This window comes from Alistipes dispar, from assembly GCF_006542685.1.
Lineage (GTDB): Bacteria > Bacteroidota > Bacteroidia > Bacteroidales > Rikenellaceae > Alistipes > Alistipes dispar.
This window is the reverse complement of record NZ_AP019736.1, coordinates 764150-781035: the sequence shown is the minus strand read 5'-3', so window position 1 is coordinate 781035 and position 16886 is coordinate 764150. Positions and strand designations below refer to the sequence as shown.

General features: G+C 64.5%; 13 protein-coding genes. 5 read left to right on the top strand and 8 right to left on the bottom strand.

What is annotated here, in order from left to right; genetic code table 11:
* The first annotated feature begins 92 nt into the window (after nt 1-92).
* The 4 genes from FME97_RS03555 (at nt 93) to FME97_RS03540 (ending at nt 6375) form a co-directional block, all read left to right on the top strand.
* On the top strand, nt 93-2126 hold the full coding sequence (locus FME97_RS03555; protein ID WP_141427906.1) for a transketolase family protein: 2034 nt from the start codon (nt 93-95) through the stop codon (nt 2124-2126).
* Nucleotides 2127-2484: 358 nt separating this feature from the next.
* Nucleotides 2485-3789, top strand: a complete 1305-nt coding sequence (gene metK / locus FME97_RS03550; RefSeq protein WP_141427905.1) for a methionine adenosyltransferase — start codon at nt 2485-2487, stop codon at nt 3787-3789.
* Between the two features lie 179 nt (nt 3790-3968).
* Nucleotides 3969-5450, top strand: a complete 1482-nt coding sequence (locus FME97_RS03545; RefSeq protein WP_141427904.1) for a Do family serine endopeptidase — start codon at nt 3969-3971, stop codon at nt 5448-5450.
* Nucleotides 5451-5514: 64 nt separating this feature from the next.
* On the top strand, nt 5515-6375 hold the full coding sequence (locus FME97_RS03540; protein WP_141427903.1) for a sigma-70 family RNA polymerase sigma factor: 861 nt from the start codon (nt 5515-5517) through the stop codon (nt 6373-6375).
* Nucleotides 6376-6522: 147 nt separating this feature from the next.
* Here FME97_RS03540 and FME97_RS03535 read toward each other — a convergent pair whose 3' ends face one another.
* The 3 genes from FME97_RS03535 to ung form a co-directional block, all read right to left on the bottom strand.
* Entirely contained in the window at nt 6523-6879 is a 357-nt protein-coding gene (locus FME97_RS03535) for a DUF2023 family protein (protein ID WP_141427902.1), read from the bottom strand.
* Between the two features lie 2 nt (nt 6880-6881).
* Nucleotides 6882-7376, bottom strand: a complete 495-nt coding sequence (locus FME97_RS03530) for a flavodoxin (protein WP_141427901.1) — start codon at nt 7374-7376, stop codon at nt 6882-6884.
* A 234-nt stretch (nt 7377-7610) separates the two neighbouring features.
* Complete coding sequence (gene ung / locus FME97_RS03525) at nt 7611-8273, bottom strand: uracil-DNA glycosylase (RefSeq protein ID WP_141427900.1); 663 nt, start codon at nt 8271-8273, stop codon at nt 7611-7613.
* A 74-nt stretch (nt 8274-8347) separates the two neighbouring features.
* On the opposite strand from ung, the gene FME97_RS03520 reads away from it, so the two are divergent.
* The gene (locus tag FME97_RS03520) at nt 8348-9451 is read left to right on the top strand and encodes an alkaline phosphatase (protein WP_141427899.1); all 1104 of its coding nucleotides are present in this window, start codon (nt 8348-8350) and stop codon (nt 9449-9451) included.
* A 223-nt stretch (nt 9452-9674) separates the two neighbouring features.
* On the opposite strand, the gene trmB is transcribed toward FME97_RS03520, so the two are convergent.
* The 5 genes from trmB to FME97_RS03495 all read right to left on the bottom strand — a co-directional run bounded on the left by trmB (nt 9675) and on the right by FME97_RS03495 (nt 16637).
* Nucleotides 9675-10424, bottom strand: a complete 750-nt coding sequence (trmB, locus tag FME97_RS03515; protein ID WP_141427898.1) for a tRNA (guanosine(46)-N7)-methyltransferase TrmB — start codon at nt 10422-10424, stop codon at nt 9675-9677.
* Nucleotides 10425-10473: 49 nt separating this feature from the next.
* On the bottom strand, nt 10474-10923 hold the full coding sequence (locus FME97_RS03510) for a hypothetical protein (RefSeq protein ID WP_232522924.1): 450 nt from the start codon (nt 10921-10923) through the stop codon (nt 10474-10476).
* 12 nt (nt 10924-10935) lie between these two features.
* The gene (locus FME97_RS03505; protein WP_141427897.1) at nt 10936-12600 is read right to left on the bottom strand and encodes a regulatory iron-sulfur-containing complex subunit RicT; all 1665 of its coding nucleotides are present in this window, start codon (nt 12598-12600) and stop codon (nt 10936-10938) included.
* Between the two features lie 36 nt (nt 12601-12636).
* Entirely contained in the window at nt 12637-13995 is a 1359-nt protein-coding gene (locus FME97_RS03500) for an MATE family efflux transporter (RefSeq protein WP_141427896.1), read from the bottom strand.
* Between the two features lie 182 nt (nt 13996-14177).
* Nucleotides 14178-16637, bottom strand: coding sequence for an ATP-dependent Clp protease ATP-binding subunit (locus FME97_RS03495; RefSeq protein ID WP_141427895.1), 2460 nt, complete (start codon nt 16635-16637; stop codon nt 14178-14180).
* Between the last annotated feature and the right edge of the window lie 249 nt (nt 16638-16886).

The window sequence follows — 16886 nt, the reverse complement described above, 5'->3', positions numbered from 1 at the left end:
GACGGTCCGGCCGGAGAGACCCCGGCCGGTCCCCGACGCCGCTCCGCCGAACGGACCGACAAGATATACAGAACTTATAAAACGCTAACTTCATGTCTTCTACAAATTCCAAACTTACGCGCGTCGCCGACAACGTCCGCATCCTGTCGGCCGCGATGGTCGAAAAGGCGAAATCGGGACACCCGGGCGGCGCGATGGGCGGCGCCGACTTCATCACGGTCCTCTTCGCCGAATTCCTGCGATACGATCCCGACAACATGGCCTATCCGCACCGCGACCGCTTCTTCCTCGATCCGGGGCACATGTCGCCGATGCTCTATGCGACGCTGTCGCTGGCCGGACACTATACGACCGAGGACTTGCAGTCGCTCCGGCAGTGGGGCAGCGTGACGCCCGGCCACCCCGAGGTGGACGTGCTGCGCGGCGTGGAGAACACCTCGGGCCCGCTGGGACAGGGGCACGCCATGGCGCTGGGCGCCGCGATCGCCGAACGGTTCCTTGCGGCGCGCTTCGGCGAGTGGACGGCGCACCGGACCTATGCCTACATTTCGGACGGCAGCGTCGAGGAGGAGATTTCGCAGGGCGTGGGCCGCATCGCGGGGCATCTGGGGCTTTCGAATTTCGTCATGTACTACGATGCGAACAACGTGCAGCTCTCGACCAAGGTGGACGAGGTGGACACCGAGAACGTCGCCATGAAGTACGAGGCGTGGGGCTGGAACGTGCTCTCGATCGACGGCAACAACATCAACGCGATCCGCGAGGCGCTGGTCGCCGCCGAGAGCGAGACGGAGCGGCCGACGCTCATCATCGGCCGGACGGTGATGGGCAAGGGGGCCCGGGGGCCCGCCGGAGAGAGCTTCGAGGACAAGGTCTCGACGCACGGCCAGCCGCTCACGGCCGCCGGGGCGGACATCGGGGCCACGATCCGCAATCTGGGGGGCGATCCCGAACATCCGTTCGCCGTCTTCGACGAGAGCCGCGAGGTGTTCGCCGAGCGGCGCGAGGCGCTGCGGGCATGGGCCGCGCAGCAGGCCGCCGTCGAGAAGTCGTGGCGCGCGGAGCATAAGGAGCTGGCGCGCAGGATGGACCGGTTCTTCTCGGGCGAACTTCCCGAGATCGACTACAAGACGATCGAGGTGAAGCCCGACGTGGCGACGCGCGCGGCTTCGGCCGCGGTGCTGGGCGTTTACGCTGAGAAGGTAGGGAACATGATCGTCTCGTCGGCCGACCTGTCCAATTCGGACAAGACGGACGGGTTCCTCAAGAAGACCCGGGCCTTCGTGAAGGGCGATTTCTCGGGGCAGTTTTTCCAGGCCGGCGTTTCGGAGCTGACGATGGCGTGCGTGATGAACGGCATGGCGCTGCACGGCGGCGTGATTCCGGTGTGCGGCACGTTCTTCGTCTTCTCGGACTACATGAAGCCGGCCGTCCGCCTCTCGGCGCTGATGCGCCTGCATGTCATCTACGTCTGGTCGCACGACTCGTTCCGCGTGGGCGAGGACGGCCCGACGCACCAGCCCGTCGAGCAGGAGGCGCAGATCCGGCTGATGGAACACGTGCGCAACCACCGCGGCGAGCGGTCGATGCTCGTGCTGCGTCCGGCCGACGGCGACGAGACCGTCATGGCGTGGAAGCTCGCGCTCGAGGAGCAGCGTCCCGTGGCGCTCGTGCTGTCGCGTCAGAATATCCGGAGTCTGAAGACGCTCGCCACGAGCCGCCGCGAGGAGGCCGCGCAGATAGCCAAGGGCGGATACGTGGTGATGGACGCCGCCAAGCCCGCCGCCGTGCTCATCGCGTCGGGTTCGGAGGTCTCGACGCTCGCCGAGGGCGCCGGGCTGCTCGCGGCGGAGGGAATCCCCGTGCGTGTGGTGAGCGTTCCGAGCGAGGGGCTTTTCCGCGACCAGCCCAAATCCTACCAGGAGAGCGTGCTGCCTGCGGGACTGCCGCGTTACGGCATGACGTCGGGGCTCGAGGTGAACCTGCGGGGCCTCGTGGGCGATGCGGGGACGATCCACGGTCTGAACCATTTCGGCTATTCGGCCCCCTTCAAGGTCCTCGACGAGAAGTTCGGTTACAACGGCGAGACCGTGGCGGCCGAAGTGAAGAAGATGCTGGGGCGGTAGTTTTGGCGCACCTCGATATGAATGATGAAAGCCACCGCGGAAGCGGTGGCTTTTTCGTTCTGCGAACCCGGGCGCGGTCGGCAGGCGGCGTTTCATGGCCGGTCCGGATGCCGGTGCGCGGCGACGGAAACGGGGGAGGACCCGTTCCTCCGGATTCCCGTTTTCGCGGAAAACAGCGGCCGGATTTTGCGGTTCCGGAAAAAATGCGTACCTTTGTCCTCCCGTCTGTCGGGCGGGGGAATGTGGAAAGATTTGGACTGCTTGCAACCACAATAAAAAATCGCTAAAACAGCACGTTTTTTATTCCAACAGCCAATTTTTCCCATTTTATACGTTTAACCCTAAAAAACGGATAACAATGGGCTTTTTGTTTACATCGGAATCGGTGTCCGAGGGGCATCCCGATAAAGTCTCCGATCAGATTTCCGACGCCATCCTGGACGAATTCCTGCGTCACGATGCCAACTCGAAGGTGGCGTGCGAGACGCTCTGCACCACGGGACTGGTGGTCGTGGCGGGCGAGGTGCGCTCGGAGGCGTACGTGGACGTGCAGGGCGTGGCGCGTCGCGTCATCAACCGCATCGGCTACACGAAGGGCGAGTACCGCTTCGACGGCAACTCGTGCGGCGTGGTGTCTGCCATTCACGAGCAGTCGCCCGACATCAACCGGGGCGTCGTGCGCGAGGCCGAGGAGGAGCAGGGGGCCGGCGACCAGGGGATCATGTTCGGCTACGCCTGCAACGAGACGCGCGAGATGATGCCCGCGACGCTGATCCTCTCGCATGTCATTCTCAAGGAGCTGGCGGCGATCCGCCGCGAGGGCGAGGTGATGCGTTACCTGCGGCCCGACTCGAAGTCGCAGGTGACCATCGAATACGACGAGCGGACGCGCAAGCCGCTGCGCGTGCATACGATCGTCGTCTCGACGCAGCACGACGAGTTCATCCTTCCGGGCGGGGGCCTCACGGAGAAGGAGGCCGAGCGCAGGATGCAGGAGACGATCCGCGAGGACGTGCGCACGATCCTCATCCCGCGCGTCAAGGCGCGTCTGGAGCGGGCCGGCGACAAGCTCTCCGAGCTGCTGACGGGCGACTACATCCTGCACGTGAATCCCACGGGCAAGTTCGTCATCGGCGGCCCTCACGGCGATACGGGCCTCACGGGCCGCAAGATCATCGTCGATACCTACGGCGGCCGGGGCGCGCACGGCGGCGGCGCCTTCTCGGGCAAGGATTCCTCGAAGGTGGACCGTTCGGCGGCCTACGCCGCGCGGCATATCGCCAAGAACCTCGTGGCGGCGGGCGTCGCCGACGAGGTGCTCGTGGAACTTTCCTACGCCATCGGCATCGCCGAGCCGCTCTCGGTCTATGTCGATACCTACCGTTCGGAGCGCCCGGCGGCCATCGCGGGGATGACCGACGGCGAGATCGCGCGCCGCGTCGGCCGGCTCTTCGACCTGCGTCCGGCGGCCATCGTGAAGCGGTTCGGGCTGAAAAACCCGATCTTCGAGGCCACGGCCTCCTACGGACACTTCGGAAACCGTCCCTACAAACGGGTGGAGAAGGTCTGGGAGAACGGTGCGGAGACCGAGCGCGAGATCGAGTACTTCGGCTGGGAGAAACTCGACGCGGTGGATGCCATCAAAAAAGAGTTCGGCCTGTAACGGTCTGTAAGGCAATGGAATCGGGGCGTCCGTCGGGGATGCCCCGATTTTTGTGCCGGACGGACATACTAACCGGCCGGGCGGGTGCGTTTGTCCTGCAAACCCGGCTTGAAAAACGATTCGCTTATGGATGAAGTTGCCTCCGAATGATAATTAGAACCTAAACATTTCGATTCATTATGAAAAAGGCATTTTTGTTTTTGGGAGCTATCGCCGTCGCGGCTGCGGCGGGCGGCGTGACGGCCTGGGCCGTGAGCGGCGGGCGCGGCGGCGAGGTGAAGTATATCGAACGCGAAGTGGAGCGTACCCCGGCGCTGGGCACGCATTTCACGTCGTACCAAAGCGACAAGTATCCCGACCTGACGTATGCCGCCGAGAACGCGGTGAAGGCCGTGGTCAATATCGAGGCCATCCAGCAGGTCGAGATGCCGCAGCGCCGCGGCTACGACCCGTTCCTCGAGTTCTTCGGCATTCCGCAGGACTACGGTTACGGCGACGGACGGCCGCGTTACCGCGAACAGCGGGCCGGAGGCTCGGGCGTCATCATTTCGAAGGACGGCTATGTGGTGACGAACAACCACGTGGTGGACGGCGCCTCGAAACTGCGCGTGAAGCTCAACGACGGGCGGACGTTCGACGCCAGGCTCGTCGGCACGGATTCGGCGACGGACGTGGCGCTGCTGAAGATCGACGCCGACGACCTGCCGACGCTGCCGTTCGGTTCGTCCGATGCGCTGCGGCTGGGCGAGTGGGTGCTGGCCATCGGTTCGCCCTTCGACCTGCAATCGACCATCACGGCCGGCATCGTGAGCGCCAAGGCGCGTAATCTGGGGGCCATTCCCAACGATTTCCGCATCGAGTCGTTCATCCAGACCGATGCCGCGGTGAATCCCGGCAACTCGGGCGGCGCGCTGGTGAACACGCACGGCGAGCTGGTGGGCATCAATACGCTCATCAAATCGCAGACAGGCAGTTACATCGGCTATTCGTTCGCCATTCCGGAGTCGATCGTGCGCAAGGTAGTGGTCGATCTGAAGGAGTACGGCGTCGTGCAGCGCGCCATGCTGGGCATCATGTTCCGTCCCGTGGATCAGGACTTCATCGACAGCGAGGGCGAGGAACTCGGCATCAAGGAGATCGGCGGCGTCTATGTGGCCGGCGTGACCGAGGGCGGCTCGGCTTCGGAGGCGGGCATCCGCAAGGGCGACGTGATCGTGGAGATCGACGGTCTGAAAATCAACGATGCCGCGACGCTGCAGGAGCAGATCGCACGCCACCGTCCCAACGACAAGGTGAAATTGTCGGTAAAAAGAGACGGCGACGTGAAACAAATCGACGTCACTTTGCGTAATAAGGCAGGTAAAACGGAACTGATCACCAAGGAGGACGTCGATGTGGTCGAGGCTTTGGGCGGCAAATTCGCCGACGCGGGCACGAAACTCTGCCGCGAGCTCGACATTCGGGGCGGCGTGCAGGTGGTCGGCGTCAAGCAGGGCGGAATCCTCTCCCGTGCCCGTGTCAAGCAGGGATTCGTGATTACGCACATCAACGACGCGCCGGTTTACTCGCTCTCGGACATGGAGCGCATGACCGAGAAGATCCGCTCGATCGACGGCATCTATCCCAACGGCCGCTCGGCAAGCTATATGCTTGTGGAGTAGCCGGCGGCGGTCCGGGCGGGTTTTTCATGCGGAAGATTAACTTTTTTGGAGTACAGATAAGAAGATGCGTCAGTTAAAAATCACGAAATCCATCACCAACCGCGAGAGCGCGTCGCTGGACAAGTACTTGCAGGAGATCGGCAAGGAGGAGCTCATCACGGTCGAGGAGGAGGTGGAACTCGCCCAACGGATCAAGAAAGGAGACCAGGAGGCGCTGGAGAAACTCACCAAGGCGAACCTGCGGTTCGTGGTCTCCGTCGCCAAACAATACCAGAATCAGGGCCTGAGCCTTCCGGACCTCATCAACGAGGGTAACCTGGGGCTTATCAAGGCCGCCGAGAAGTTCGACGAAACCCGCGGTTTCAAGTTCATTTCCTACGCTGTGTGGTGGATCCGCCAGTCGATTCTACAGGCTCTGGCCGAGCAGTCGCGCATCGTGCGTCTGCCGCTGAACCAGGTCGGCTCGCTCAACAAGATCAACAAGGCGTTCGCCCGCTTCGAGCAGGAGCACGAGCGCACGCCGTCGCCCGAGGAGCTGGCCTCGGAGCTGGAGCTTCCGAAGGAGAAGGTGACCGACACGCTGCGTGTCGCCGGCCGTCATGTCTCGGTAGATGCCCCGTTCGCCGACGGCGAGGACAACTCGCTGCTCGACGTGCTGGTGAATCCCGATTCGCCCAATGCGGACCGCGGGCTGATTAACGAGTCGCTTTCGACGGAGGTGGACCGCGCGCTGGAGACGCTCACCGAGCGCGAGCGCGACATCATCAAGTATTTCTTCGGCATCGGCTGCTCGGAGATGACCCTCGAGGAGATCGGCGAGAAGTTCGACCTCACGCGCGAGCGCGTGCGTCAGATCAAGGAGAAGGCGATCCGCCGCCTGCGTCATTCGTCGCGGTCGAAGCTCCTGAAGTCCTATCTGGGATAACCCCGGATCGGAGCGAGAAGACGGCCCCGGAGCGATTCGCTCCGGGGCCGTTTCGTCGTGCGGGAGAGGCTCCGGCGGACGGAGCGTTCCTCGCGGCGGGGCGTATGTATGTCCGCATCCGGGACTTGTGTCCGGATACCCGGATTCCTATGCCTGTTCCCGGAGACGCTTGCAGTAGCGTTCGCACTGTCCCGCGATGTCGTAGCCGAGCATGGTGCCGAGCATGAAATCCTCCTCGGGCGAGAGCCGGTTGAGCGGTTTGTGGATGAATGTCGCTACGGCATCGAGGCAGCGGCGGTTGCCGAAATAGAGGTTCACCTTGCTGCCCGCCACCTCCTGAATGAGGTAGCCGATGCCCTGACGTTCGAGCCGTTCGGCGAGCAGCGAGGCGCACGTGCGGCACATGGTGCAGAGCACGAGGTTGCGCACGCCCTTCCGGAACTCGTAGATCTGGTGCAGGAACAGCTTCATCGAGTCGTAGCGGTGGAACTCTTCGGCGCTCATGGCTATTCTTCGGTTCTGAGCAGCCGGCACCATGCCGCGACGCGTTCTTCGGTCTTGTCCGGGGCGCTTTCGTCGATGGCCAGCCCTACGAACCTGCCGTCGGCGCAGACGAGCGAGTCCGTGACGTCGTATCCCACGGGTTCGTAGGAGCCGACGAAAATGCATCCGGTCGGTTGCAGCTCCTCGTAGAGCAGCCCTACGGCGTCGCAGAAGGTGTCGGGGTAGGAGCCGCTGTCGCCGCAGCCGAACAGGGCGACCTTCCTGCCGGTCAGGTCGCGGGTCTTCAGCCGGTCGAGGAACCTGTACCAGTCGTCCTGCAGGTCGCCGTTGCCCCAGGTCGGGGAGCCGAGGACCAGCAGGTCGTATTTGTCGGTTTCGTCGGCCGAAGCGTCGGCCACGTTGTGTACGTCGGCATCCGCGATGCCGAGCTGTTTGGCGATGTCCTGTGCGACGGCCTCGGTCGATCCGGTCGTGCTGCCGTAAAAAATTCCGGTCATAGTCTCTGATGTGTTTTTGGTTCTATGCAAAGAAACGGCATTTCCGCAAGTCGGGCAATACCGAGATTCCGGGATTTTTGCGGCGGGACCGATACCGTCTTTGTGCGATGCCCCCGCATCGCGGAGAGCGGATGCGGGGGCGTCGGAAGGTGCGGAAACGCCGGGACGCTGTTTCCGGAATCGGACCGCACGGCGGGCGGCATCCCTTCGCGGGACGGCCTGTCGCGGAGCGGGCTACCAGACGATCGGCTCCTTGCCCGCCGAGCGCAGGTAGTCGTTGGCGCGCGAGAAGTGGCGGCAGCCGAAGAATCCCCGGTAAACCGAGAGCGGCGAGGGGTGCACGGCCTTGAGGATGAGGTTGCGCTGCGGGTCGGCGATGGCGCCCTTGCGCTGGGCGTAACTGCCCCAGAGCATATAGACGATGCCCTCCTTGCGTTCGGCGATGGCGCGGACCACGGCGTCGGTGAAGGTCTCCCAGCCGCGGCCTGCGTGCGAGGCCGCCTCGTGGGCGCGGACCGTCAGCACGGAGTTCAGCAGCAGCACGCCCTGTTCGGCCCAGCGGTCGAGGTTGCCCGAGGCGGGGACGGGCGTTCCGGTGTCGTCGGAGACCTCCTTGAAGATATTTTGCAGCGACGGCGGGAAGGGAATGCCGTCCGCCACCGAGAAGCAGAGGCCGTTGGCCTGCCCGGGGCCGTGGTAGGGGTCCTGCCCGATGATGACCACCTTCAGACGGTCGAACGGGCATTTGTCGAAAGCCCGGAAGATGTTGCTGCCGCGCGGGTAGATGCGTCGCGTGGCGTATTCCTGCCGGACGAAATCGGTCAGGGCGACGAAATAGGGTTTCTCGAATTCGGGAGCTAGCAGCTCTTTCCAGTCGGGTGCGATCTTTACATCCATAGGAGTTACGATGCGGTTAAAGTTGCGTAAATGTAGTAAAAAGTTCGCTCAATATCGCTAACTTTGTTTCCGTTATGAAGAAAACGATACTTTTTCTGGCGGCTTTTCTGCTTTCGGCGGGGAGCCTGGCGGCGCAGACCTCCGCGGAAGGCGTGCGCAATGTGATTTATCTGATCGGCGACGGCATGGGGCTGGCGCAGGTGTCGATGCTCAAGATCGAAAACGGCTATGAACCCACGGCCTTCGACCGGGCCGAGGGCGTGGCGCTCATCTCGACCTACTCGGCCAACAACCGCGTCACCGATTCGGCGGCGGCCGGTACGGCGCTGGCGACGGGCGGGAAGACGAACAACAGCGTGCTGGGGCTCGATCCCGAAGGGAATGCGCTGCATTCGATGATGGAACGCGCCGCGGAGCGGGATATGGCCACGGGCCTGGCCGTGGTGACCTACCTTCAGCATGCGACACCCGCGGCGTTCTACGCGCATGTCGGAAACCGCGGGGAGACGGAGGCCATCACGCGCGACATGCTTTCGTCGGGGATCGACGTGATGCTGGGCGGCGGCTGGCGGAATCTGCAAAAGCCCTGCGACGAGGGCGGAACCTATGCCGAGGCGTTCGCCCGGCGCGGATACCGGGTCGTGCAGTCGCTCGACGAGGCCGAGGAGGTCTCGTCGGGGCGGTTGCTTTGCGCCGTGGACGAGAAGGAGTTCGACGGATTCGCGGTCTCCGAGCGGGGCGATTTCCTGCCGCGCGCGTCACGCAAGGCGATGGAATTGCTCGAAGGGATTGCCGGCGAGCGCGGCGGGGGATTCCTGCTGATGATCGAAGGTTCGCTGATCGACGGCGCATGCCACGGCAACGACGCCGAACGGCTGCTGGCCGAGATGCGCGATTTCGACCGGACGGTGGCCGCGGCGATGGACTTCGCCGACCGCACGCCCGGAACGCTGGTCGTCGTGACGGCCGACCACGAGACGGGCGGTCTGACGATTCCCAGCGGCAATGCCGATTTCACCCGTGCGGAGAGCGGCATCGACTACCGCTTCTCGACGAAGGGACATACCGGAACGCTCGTGCCGGTCTATCTCTACGGTGCGGGAGCCGATGCCATCCGCGGCGTGATGGACAACACGGAACTGGCCCGCCGGATCATGGAGCTGCTCGGTCTGGAGTAGTCCGAAGCGGGACATGTCTGTCGGAATGCGAATCGGCGCCGCCCGTTCCAGGGCGGCGCCGATTCGCCGTTTGGAGGCCTTGCCGTCAGCGCGTTCCGGATCCGGCGGCGACCTTCTCGATCGTGTCGGGCAAGATCGGCGAGGCGGACGGGTTCCGCCCCGGACGGGGAATCCGGCTGCATGGCGGCCGGCCGGAGATCGGAAACGGCGTTTTTGTTCCGGGTCAGCGGTTTCCGCGTTCGGCTTCGTTGTCCTTCTCCGACTTTTCGTCCTCCTCCCAGTCGAACCAAGGGAATTCGCGCCGGCCGCCGAGCGAGAAGCGCGTGTAGGTGATCGGCAGCCCCATGCCGAGGAACAACTGTTCGTAGGCCGTTTTCACCGAAAGCACCTCGTCGGCATACCCCGAGCCGTAGATGTCGGGGTTCGAGACCGCGCAGGGCAGACCGAAGCGGCGGATGACCTCGTTCGTGTAGGCGTAGAGGTGCTTGGAGTCGGTTTTGAGGTGGATCGTCCCGTCGGCCCGGAGCAGGCGGGCGTAGTATTCGAGGAAGAGCGGCGAGGTGAGCCGCTTCTTGGCGCGGCGCGTTTTGAGCTGCGGATCGGGGAAGGTGATCCAGATCTCCGAGACCTCCCCTTCGCCGAAGAGCCCGTTGATGAACTCGATGCGCGTGCGCAGGAATCCCACGTTCCGCATACCCCGTTCGGTCGCGGTCTTGGCTCCGCGCCACATGCGGGCGCCCTTGATGTCGATGCCTATGTAGTTGCGCGACGGGTCGCGTTCGGCCAGCGCCACGGTGTATTCGCCCTTGCCGCAGCCCAGCTCCAGGACGATCGGGTTGTCGTTGCGGAAGAACGAGTCGTGCCAATGTCCCTTGAGCGGGTGGTCGCGGCGGAACACCTCGTCGAATTCGGGTTGTACGAAACAGTCGAAAGTCAGGTTTTCGCGGAATTTGCGGAGTTTGTCTTTTCCCATAACCGGATGAATCTGCCGCCTTGACGGGCGGACCGGGGTTGAAATTCTGTCATTGGCTGTCGGAGGTTCCGATCCCGACGGCTTCGATCCCGCGCACGGGCCGTGTCGGTGCGATCGTCATGCGGTAGTCGCCCTCCCGTGCGAAACGGACGCGGCGGCGGTAGGGTACGGCGATTTCGCGGGCGATGGCTGCCGGACCGTTCGTGCGCGGAGACGTTATGCGGAAAAACTCCTCGAAGCGCAGCGAATCGGGTGTCGTCGTGGCGATGCGCAGTGTCAGCGTATCCTCGCCGAAGCGGTCGTTGCAGCGCAGGAACAGGGTCAGGTCGCGCAGCGACGTCGTGTCGGCGTTCGCCAGCACGATTCCGGCCGGGTCCTTCCACGAGACCGGATCGGTGTCCGCGGCGTTCGACCGGAAGGGCTGCGTGCAGCCTCCGGCCGCAGCGACCGCCGCAATCGCGGCCGCCGGAGAAGCGATACGCCGGACGATGCGTTTCACGGCCTGCGGGTGTTATGCGTTCTGCGGCGGCGTGCCGCCGTTGTTGCCGTTGCCTCCGGATACCGGACCGTTGCCGCCCGGTGTGCCGCCGCCATTGTCGCGCCCGCCGCCGTTATTGCCTCCTCCGCCGGCCGGGGCGTCGCCCTTTCCGGAGCGTCCCCCGTCCGGATTGCCGCCGCTCCCGCCCGGCGCATTGCCTCCGCCGCGCCGCCGGTTGCGGTTGTGGCGGGAGCGGTTGCCCTCACCCCGATCGCGCGGGGCGTCGTTCGTGCGGGATTCGGTGCGCTGTGCGCGGTTGTCGTCGCGGTCGGCAGCCTTCGGCTCGCGGCCTTCGCTGCGCGGGGTGTTTCCGGCGTCGTCGTTCGGACGCTCCTCGCCGTTGCGCGGACGCTCTCCTCGGCGGCTGCGGCGCTCCCCGCGGCCCCCTTCGCGTGCGGGACGGCTGCGGTCGCTGCGCTCTCCGGCGTTTTCGCCGCCGTCGCGGCGCTGCTGCTGCGGAGCGGCGCTCTGCGTTTCGCCCTGGGGCGTCTTCTCGCCGCGGCCGCGGTTGCGTCCGCCCCGTTTGCGGCGTTTGGCCTGGTCGAAACGGGTGATGCTGTCCTCCTCGGCGCGGTAGGTCGGCTCCTCGGGCTCGTCGCGCAGCGAGTCGGCGTGTTGCAGCCGGTCGGGCTTCTTGCCCTGACGGTTCAGGGCGAGAATCTCCCTGACGCGGGAGACGGGAAGCGTCGTGGCATTGACCATCGCCTCCTTCGACGAGGAGAAGGTCATCGTGCCGGCCAGCACGTCGCTCTTGACGAGGAACCACTCGCCGTCGATCGTCTGCAGGGGTTCGCGCAGGCGCGGGAACTCCTTGCGGGCGTCCACATAGGCGTCGTATTCGTACATCATGCAGCACTTGAGTTTCGAGCACTGCCCGGCCAGCTTCTGCGGGTTGAGCGAAATGTCCTGCACGCGCGCGGCGCCCGTCGTGACGCTCGAGAAGCTCGACATCCACGAGGCGCAGCACAGCTCGCGGCCGCAGGCGCCGAGCCCGCCGATGCGGCCCGCCTCCTGCCGCGCGCCGATCTGCTTCATCTCGATCCGTATGTGGAACCGCTCGGCGAAGACCTTGATCAGCTCGCGGAAGTCCACGCGCTCGTCGGCGATATAGTAGAAGATGGCCTTGATCTTGTCGCCCTGGTACTCCACGTCGCCGATCTTCATGTTCAGTCCCATGTCGGCGGCGATCTGCCGCGAGGCGATCATCGTCTCGTGTTCGAGGGCGATGGCCTCCTGCCAGCGTTCGATGTCGTAGGGCTTGGCCTTGCGGTAGATCTTCCTGAACTCGCCGTTGTAGGGGTTGAAGCCCGTGCGGCGCATCTGCCGCGCGACCAGGTCGCCCGTGAGCGAGACGATGCCGATGTCGTGGCCGGGCGAAGCCTCCACGGCCACGATGTCGCCCCGTTTGAGCGGCAGGTTGTTGACATTCTGGTAGAACGAGCGGCGGGTGTTCTTGAAGCGCACCTCGACGATGTCGCTCGGGACATTGACGGGGTACTCCTCGAGCCACGCCGTCTCGTGGAGTTTGAAGCAGCCGTCGCAGGGCTTCGCTTCGACTTCGGAGCCGCAGTCGCAGAAGGCGCAGCCGCGGCCTATTTCGGGTTTGAATCTGTTGTTATGCGGTTTTTCGGTATCCATCGTAGGCATAATTTGCGTAAAGATACGAAAAAAATTTCAATTGCCCGCACGGAGTTTCCGGACGCTGCGGCGGATGCGGCGGATGAGCAGCACGGCGGCCGACGACAACCCCACGGCGAAGCCCAGATAAAGTCCCGTGGGGCCCATGCCGAGCGTGAAGCCGAGCAGGTAGCCCACCGGGAGGTTGAGCAGCCAGTAGGAGACCAGCGCGATGGGCATGATGACCTTCACGTCCTGGATGCCGCGCAGCACGCCCACCGAGACGTTCTGGATGCCGTCCGAGAGCTGATAGAGGGCGGCGAAGACGAGCAGCGAGGAGGTCGTGGCGATGACCTCGGCGTTCGTGGTGAAGAAGGTCGGGATGAGGTGGCGCAGCGAGATGAACACCAGCGCCGCGAGGGCGTTCCATGCCAGCACGAGGTGATAGGAGGCTTTGGCCGCCAGCGTCAGTTCGCCGACGTTGCGTGCGCCGTAGCAGTGCGAGACGCGGATGGTCGTCGCCGCGCCGATCGACATGACGATCATGAAGGCGCAGTTGCCCAGCGTGATGGCGATCTGGTTGGCGCTCATGGCGATCTTGCCGAACCAGCCCATCATGATTCCCGTGCCGACGAAGGCCGAGGATTCGAGGAACATCTGCATGGCGATCGGCAGGCCCATGTGCACGAGCCGCCGCACGACCTCGGCCGAGAGCACGCGGTGCGAGAATCCGTCGAGGTAGCGGCGGTAGCCCCTGTGGCGGCAGAAGTAGCCGATGATCAGGGCGGCGGCCAGCACGCGCGAGAGCAGCGTGCCCAGTCCGGCGCCCTCGGCGCCCATCTCCGGAAGACCGAAACGTCCGTAGATGAAGACCGAGTTGAAGCCGATGTTCGCCAGGTTGGCCAGGATCGTCACGACCATTTCGACCTTCGTGTTGCCGACGCCCTCGAGAAATTGCTTGAAGGAGAAGAACAGCATCATGAAAGGCATGCTGAAGACGAGCATCCGGTAGTAGGGAATGGCCATTTCGACCACCTCGACGGGTTGTTTGAGGTGGTACATCAGCGGGATGACGGCATACTGCACGCCGGCCATGATCAGTCCCAGCAGCGTGTAGAAGAGGATGCCGTTCTGGAGCAGGGCGGCCGAGCGGATCCGGTCCTTCTGGGCGTAAAGCTCCCCCACGAGGGGCGTGAGGCCCAGCGCCATGCCGATGGCGGCGACGAAGAGGATGAAGAACACGGCGCCGCCGAACGACACGGCGGCCAGCGGCGTGGGGTCGTCGCCTCCGTAGCGGCCGACCATGAGGTTGTCGGCCACCTGCGTGAGAATCTGTCCCACCTGCGTCAGCACGATCGGCAGCGCCAGCCGCAGGTTTTGCCGGTACTGCTCCCTGTATAGCGAAAATCTGTACATAATATGTTTCGGTTGCGATTCGGTTCGGGGCGGCAAAGGTACGAATTTTGGCCCGAATAACCTCGTGCGGAGCCGAAAGGGGCGGAGAAAAATGCTTTCGGGACACCTTCCGGACGCAAAAGAGCAGACAACCCGTCGGGACTGTCTGCTCGGAACGGGGCCGGCTGCCGCCGTGCGCCCCGTCAGGCGACGCGCAGCCTCACGCCGCGGGCCTTGTCCGACTCGACGACCACCGTGTCGCCCATGCGGAGCTTGCCGTCGAGGATGAGCGACGAGAGCGGCTCCTCGACGTTGTCCGTCAGCGTCCGTTTGAGCGACCGCACGCCGTAGCGCGGTTCGTAGCCCATCGCCGCCAGGCGTCGTTTGGCGCCGTCGGTGATCTTGACCTTGTAGCCCAGCCGGCAGGTGCGGGCGAAAAGCCCTTCGAGCTCCAGCTCGACGATCCGCTCCACGTCGCCCTCGTCGAGCGTGCGGAAGACGACGATCTCGTCGATGCGGTTGAGGAACTCCGGCGCGAAGACGCTTTCCAGCGCCTTGCGGTACTCGCCCTGCGGCGCGGCGGCGGTGCAGGAGCTTTTCGAGGGGGTGCTGTAACCCACCTGCGCGGATCGCCGCACGGCGGCGCGCGAGCCGACGTTGGAGGTCATGATGAGGATCGTGTTGCGGAAATCGACCCTCCGGCCCGCGCCGTCGGTGAGGTGTCCCTCGTCGAAAATTTGCAGCATCGTGTTGAAGACCTCGGGATGCGCCTTCTCGATCTCGTCGAAGAGCACCACCGAGTAGGGCCGGCGCCGCACGGCCTCCGTGAGCTGGCCGCCCTCGCCGTATCCGACATACCCCGGCGGCGATCCGATCAGGCGCGAGACGTTGTGTTTCTCGCCGTATTCGGACATGTCGATCCGGATCAGGCCGCGCTGCTCGTCGAAGAGCCACTTCGAAACCTCCTTGGCCAGCAGCGTCTTGCCCACGCCCGTCGGGCCGACGAAGAGGAAGACGCCGGTCGGGCGGTTCTCGTCCTTGAGCCCGGTGCGCGAGCGGCGGATCGTGCGTGCGATCTTCTCCACGGCCTCCTGCTGGCCCACCACGCGCCGTGCGAGGTAGTCGCCGAGGTTCCGCAGGCGGTTGGCCTCCCCGTCCGAGATGCGTTCGGCCGGAATGCCCGTCATGTCGGTCAGCACCTGCCGGATGTCCTCCTCGGTGATCTGCACGGGGTTGTGTTCGAGCGTGTGCCGCCATTCGGCGCGGCGCTCGTCCAGCTTGGAACGGAGCGCGAGCTCGCGCATCCGCGCCGCGGCGGCCTTTTCGTAAACCAGCGTTTCGACCGCTTCGCGCCGTTCGCGGCGGACCTCGTCGAGTTCGGCCTCCATCGAGCGGAGCGAATCCGGCTCCCGGGCCGAGCGCAGGTGCGCGCGCGATCCGGCCTCGTCCAGCACGTCGATCGCCTTGTCGGGAAAGTAGCGGTCGGCGACGTAGCGTCCGGTGAGCGTCACGCAGGCGCGCAGGGCCTCGTCGGAGTAGCGCACCTTGTGGTGCCGTTCGTAGCCGGGAGCGATGTTGCGCAGAATCTGGAGCGTCACCTCGGGCGTCGTCGGCTCGACGAGCACCTTCTGGAAGCGGCGTTCGAGCGCGGCGTCGGTCTCGATGTTCTCGCGGTATTCGTCGAGCGTCGTGGCGCCGATGGTCTGCAACTCGCCCCGGGCGAGGGCCGGCTTGAGGATGTTGGCCGTGTCGAGGCTCCCCTGCGTGGAGCCTGCGCCCACGATGGTGTGGATCTCGTCGATGAACACGATCGTGTCCTGCGCCCGGCGCAGCCCGTCGAGCAGTTGCTGCATCCGCTCCTCGAACTCGCCGCGGAACTTCGTGCCCGCCACGAGCGACGAGACGTCGAGCGAGAAAAGCGTCTTTCCGGCGATGGTGTAGGGCACTTCGCCCCGCGCGATGCGCAGCGCCAGCCCCTCGACGATGGCGCTCTTGCCCACGCCCGCCTCGCCGATCAGGATGGGGTTGTTCTTCTTGCGGCGCGAGAGAATCTGCACCACGCGCTCGATCTCCCGGTCGCGTCCGATGACCGGGTCGATGCGCCCTTCGCGGGCCAGCCGCGTGAGGTTCACGCCGAACTTGTCGAGCGGATGCGCGGCGGAGCGCTGTTCGGCGGGGCGGTTCTCCTCGTTGAAGTCGAGGCGGTGCACCTCGATCTCCGTGCGGAAGTCGCCGCCTGCGGCGAATTTGCGCAGCTCCTCGGCGATCGTCTCCGGCGTGATGCCGTACATTTCCAGTACGCGTGCGGTGGCCGTCGTGCGGTCGCCGGCGATGGACAGCAGGGCGTGACCCGTCGTGACGCTCCGCGGAGCGTCCGACGTGGCGAGCAGTTCGGCGGAGAAGTTGCGGTAGAACTCCTCGGACGAGCGGTCGTCCGCCTTCGCCTTGGCGGAGGCGACTTCGCGCTCGATGCGCAGACGTATCTGGTAAAGCTCCCAGTCGCGGAGCCGTGCTGACAAAAGCTGAAAGGCGAGCGAGCCCTCCTCGCGGAGCAGCTCCAGCGCGAGAAAATCCTTGAGCGAGTGGGTGATGCCCGCCTTCGTCGTGTTGAATGCCGAACGGGCGATAAGCCCCTCGAGCGTTTTCGAAATTTTCAGTTGCATCGTTGCGTCGTCTTTTTGGTTTCGACAGACTAACGCGGGGGCTTATGTGAATATTATATGGACGTATTTGTTTGGTGCGTGGCCTTTGCGGATTGTCCCGTAGCCGGGCTGAAGCCGGATTCTCTCCGGATCGTGCATGTTCTTATGTGCGATTAAATTGCTTATATACAGTATTATATAATGCGTGTCGGGATGTTGTCGGGCGGATATGTGTAGCGCATGACCGTTTAGCGCCGCATCCGGAGACGG

What these genes read in the sequence shown, in the direction of transcription:
- FME97_RS03555 (WP_141427906.1), top strand. Translation starts at nt 93, where the DNA reads ATGTCTTCTACAAATTCCAAACTTACGCGCGTCGCCGACAACGTCCGC.
- metK (WP_141427905.1), top strand. Translation starts at nt 2,485, where the DNA reads ATGGGCTTTTTGTTTACATCGGAATCGGTGTCCGAGGGGCATCCCGAT.
- FME97_RS03545 (WP_141427904.1), top strand. Translation starts at nt 3,969, where the DNA reads ATGAAAAAGGCATTTTTGTTTTTGGGAGCTATCGCCGTCGCGGCTGCG.
- FME97_RS03540 (WP_141427903.1), top strand. Translation starts at nt 5,515, where the DNA reads ATGCGTCAGTTAAAAATCACGAAATCCATCACCAACCGCGAGAGCGCG.
- FME97_RS03535 (WP_141427902.1), bottom strand. Translation starts at nt 6,879, where the DNA reads ATGAGCGCCGAAGAGTTCCACCGCTACGACTCGATGAAGCTGTTCCTG.
- FME97_RS03530 (WP_141427901.1), bottom strand. Translation starts at nt 7,376, where the DNA reads ATGACCGGAATTTTTTACGGCAGCACGACCGGATCGACCGAGGCCGTC.
- ung (WP_141427900.1), bottom strand. Translation starts at nt 8,273, where the DNA reads ATGGATGTAAAGATCGCACCCGACTGGAAAGAGCTGCTAGCTCCCGAA.
- FME97_RS03520 (WP_141427899.1), top strand. Translation starts at nt 8,348, where the DNA reads ATGAAGAAAACGATACTTTTTCTGGCGGCTTTTCTGCTTTCGGCGGGG.
- trmB (WP_141427898.1), bottom strand. Translation starts at nt 10,424, where the DNA reads ATGGGAAAAGACAAACTCCGCAAATTCCGCGAAAACCTGACTTTCGAC.
- FME97_RS03505 (WP_141427897.1), bottom strand. Translation starts at nt 12,600, where the DNA reads ATGGATACCGAAAAACCGCATAACAACAGATTCAAACCCGAAATAGGC.
- FME97_RS03500 (WP_141427896.1), bottom strand. Translation starts at nt 13,995, where the DNA reads ATGTACAGATTTTCGCTATACAGGGAGCAGTACCGGCAAAACCTGCGG.
- FME97_RS03495 (WP_141427895.1), bottom strand. Translation starts at nt 16,637, where the DNA reads ATGCAACTGAAAATTTCGAAAACGCTCGAGGGGCTTATCGCCCGTTCG.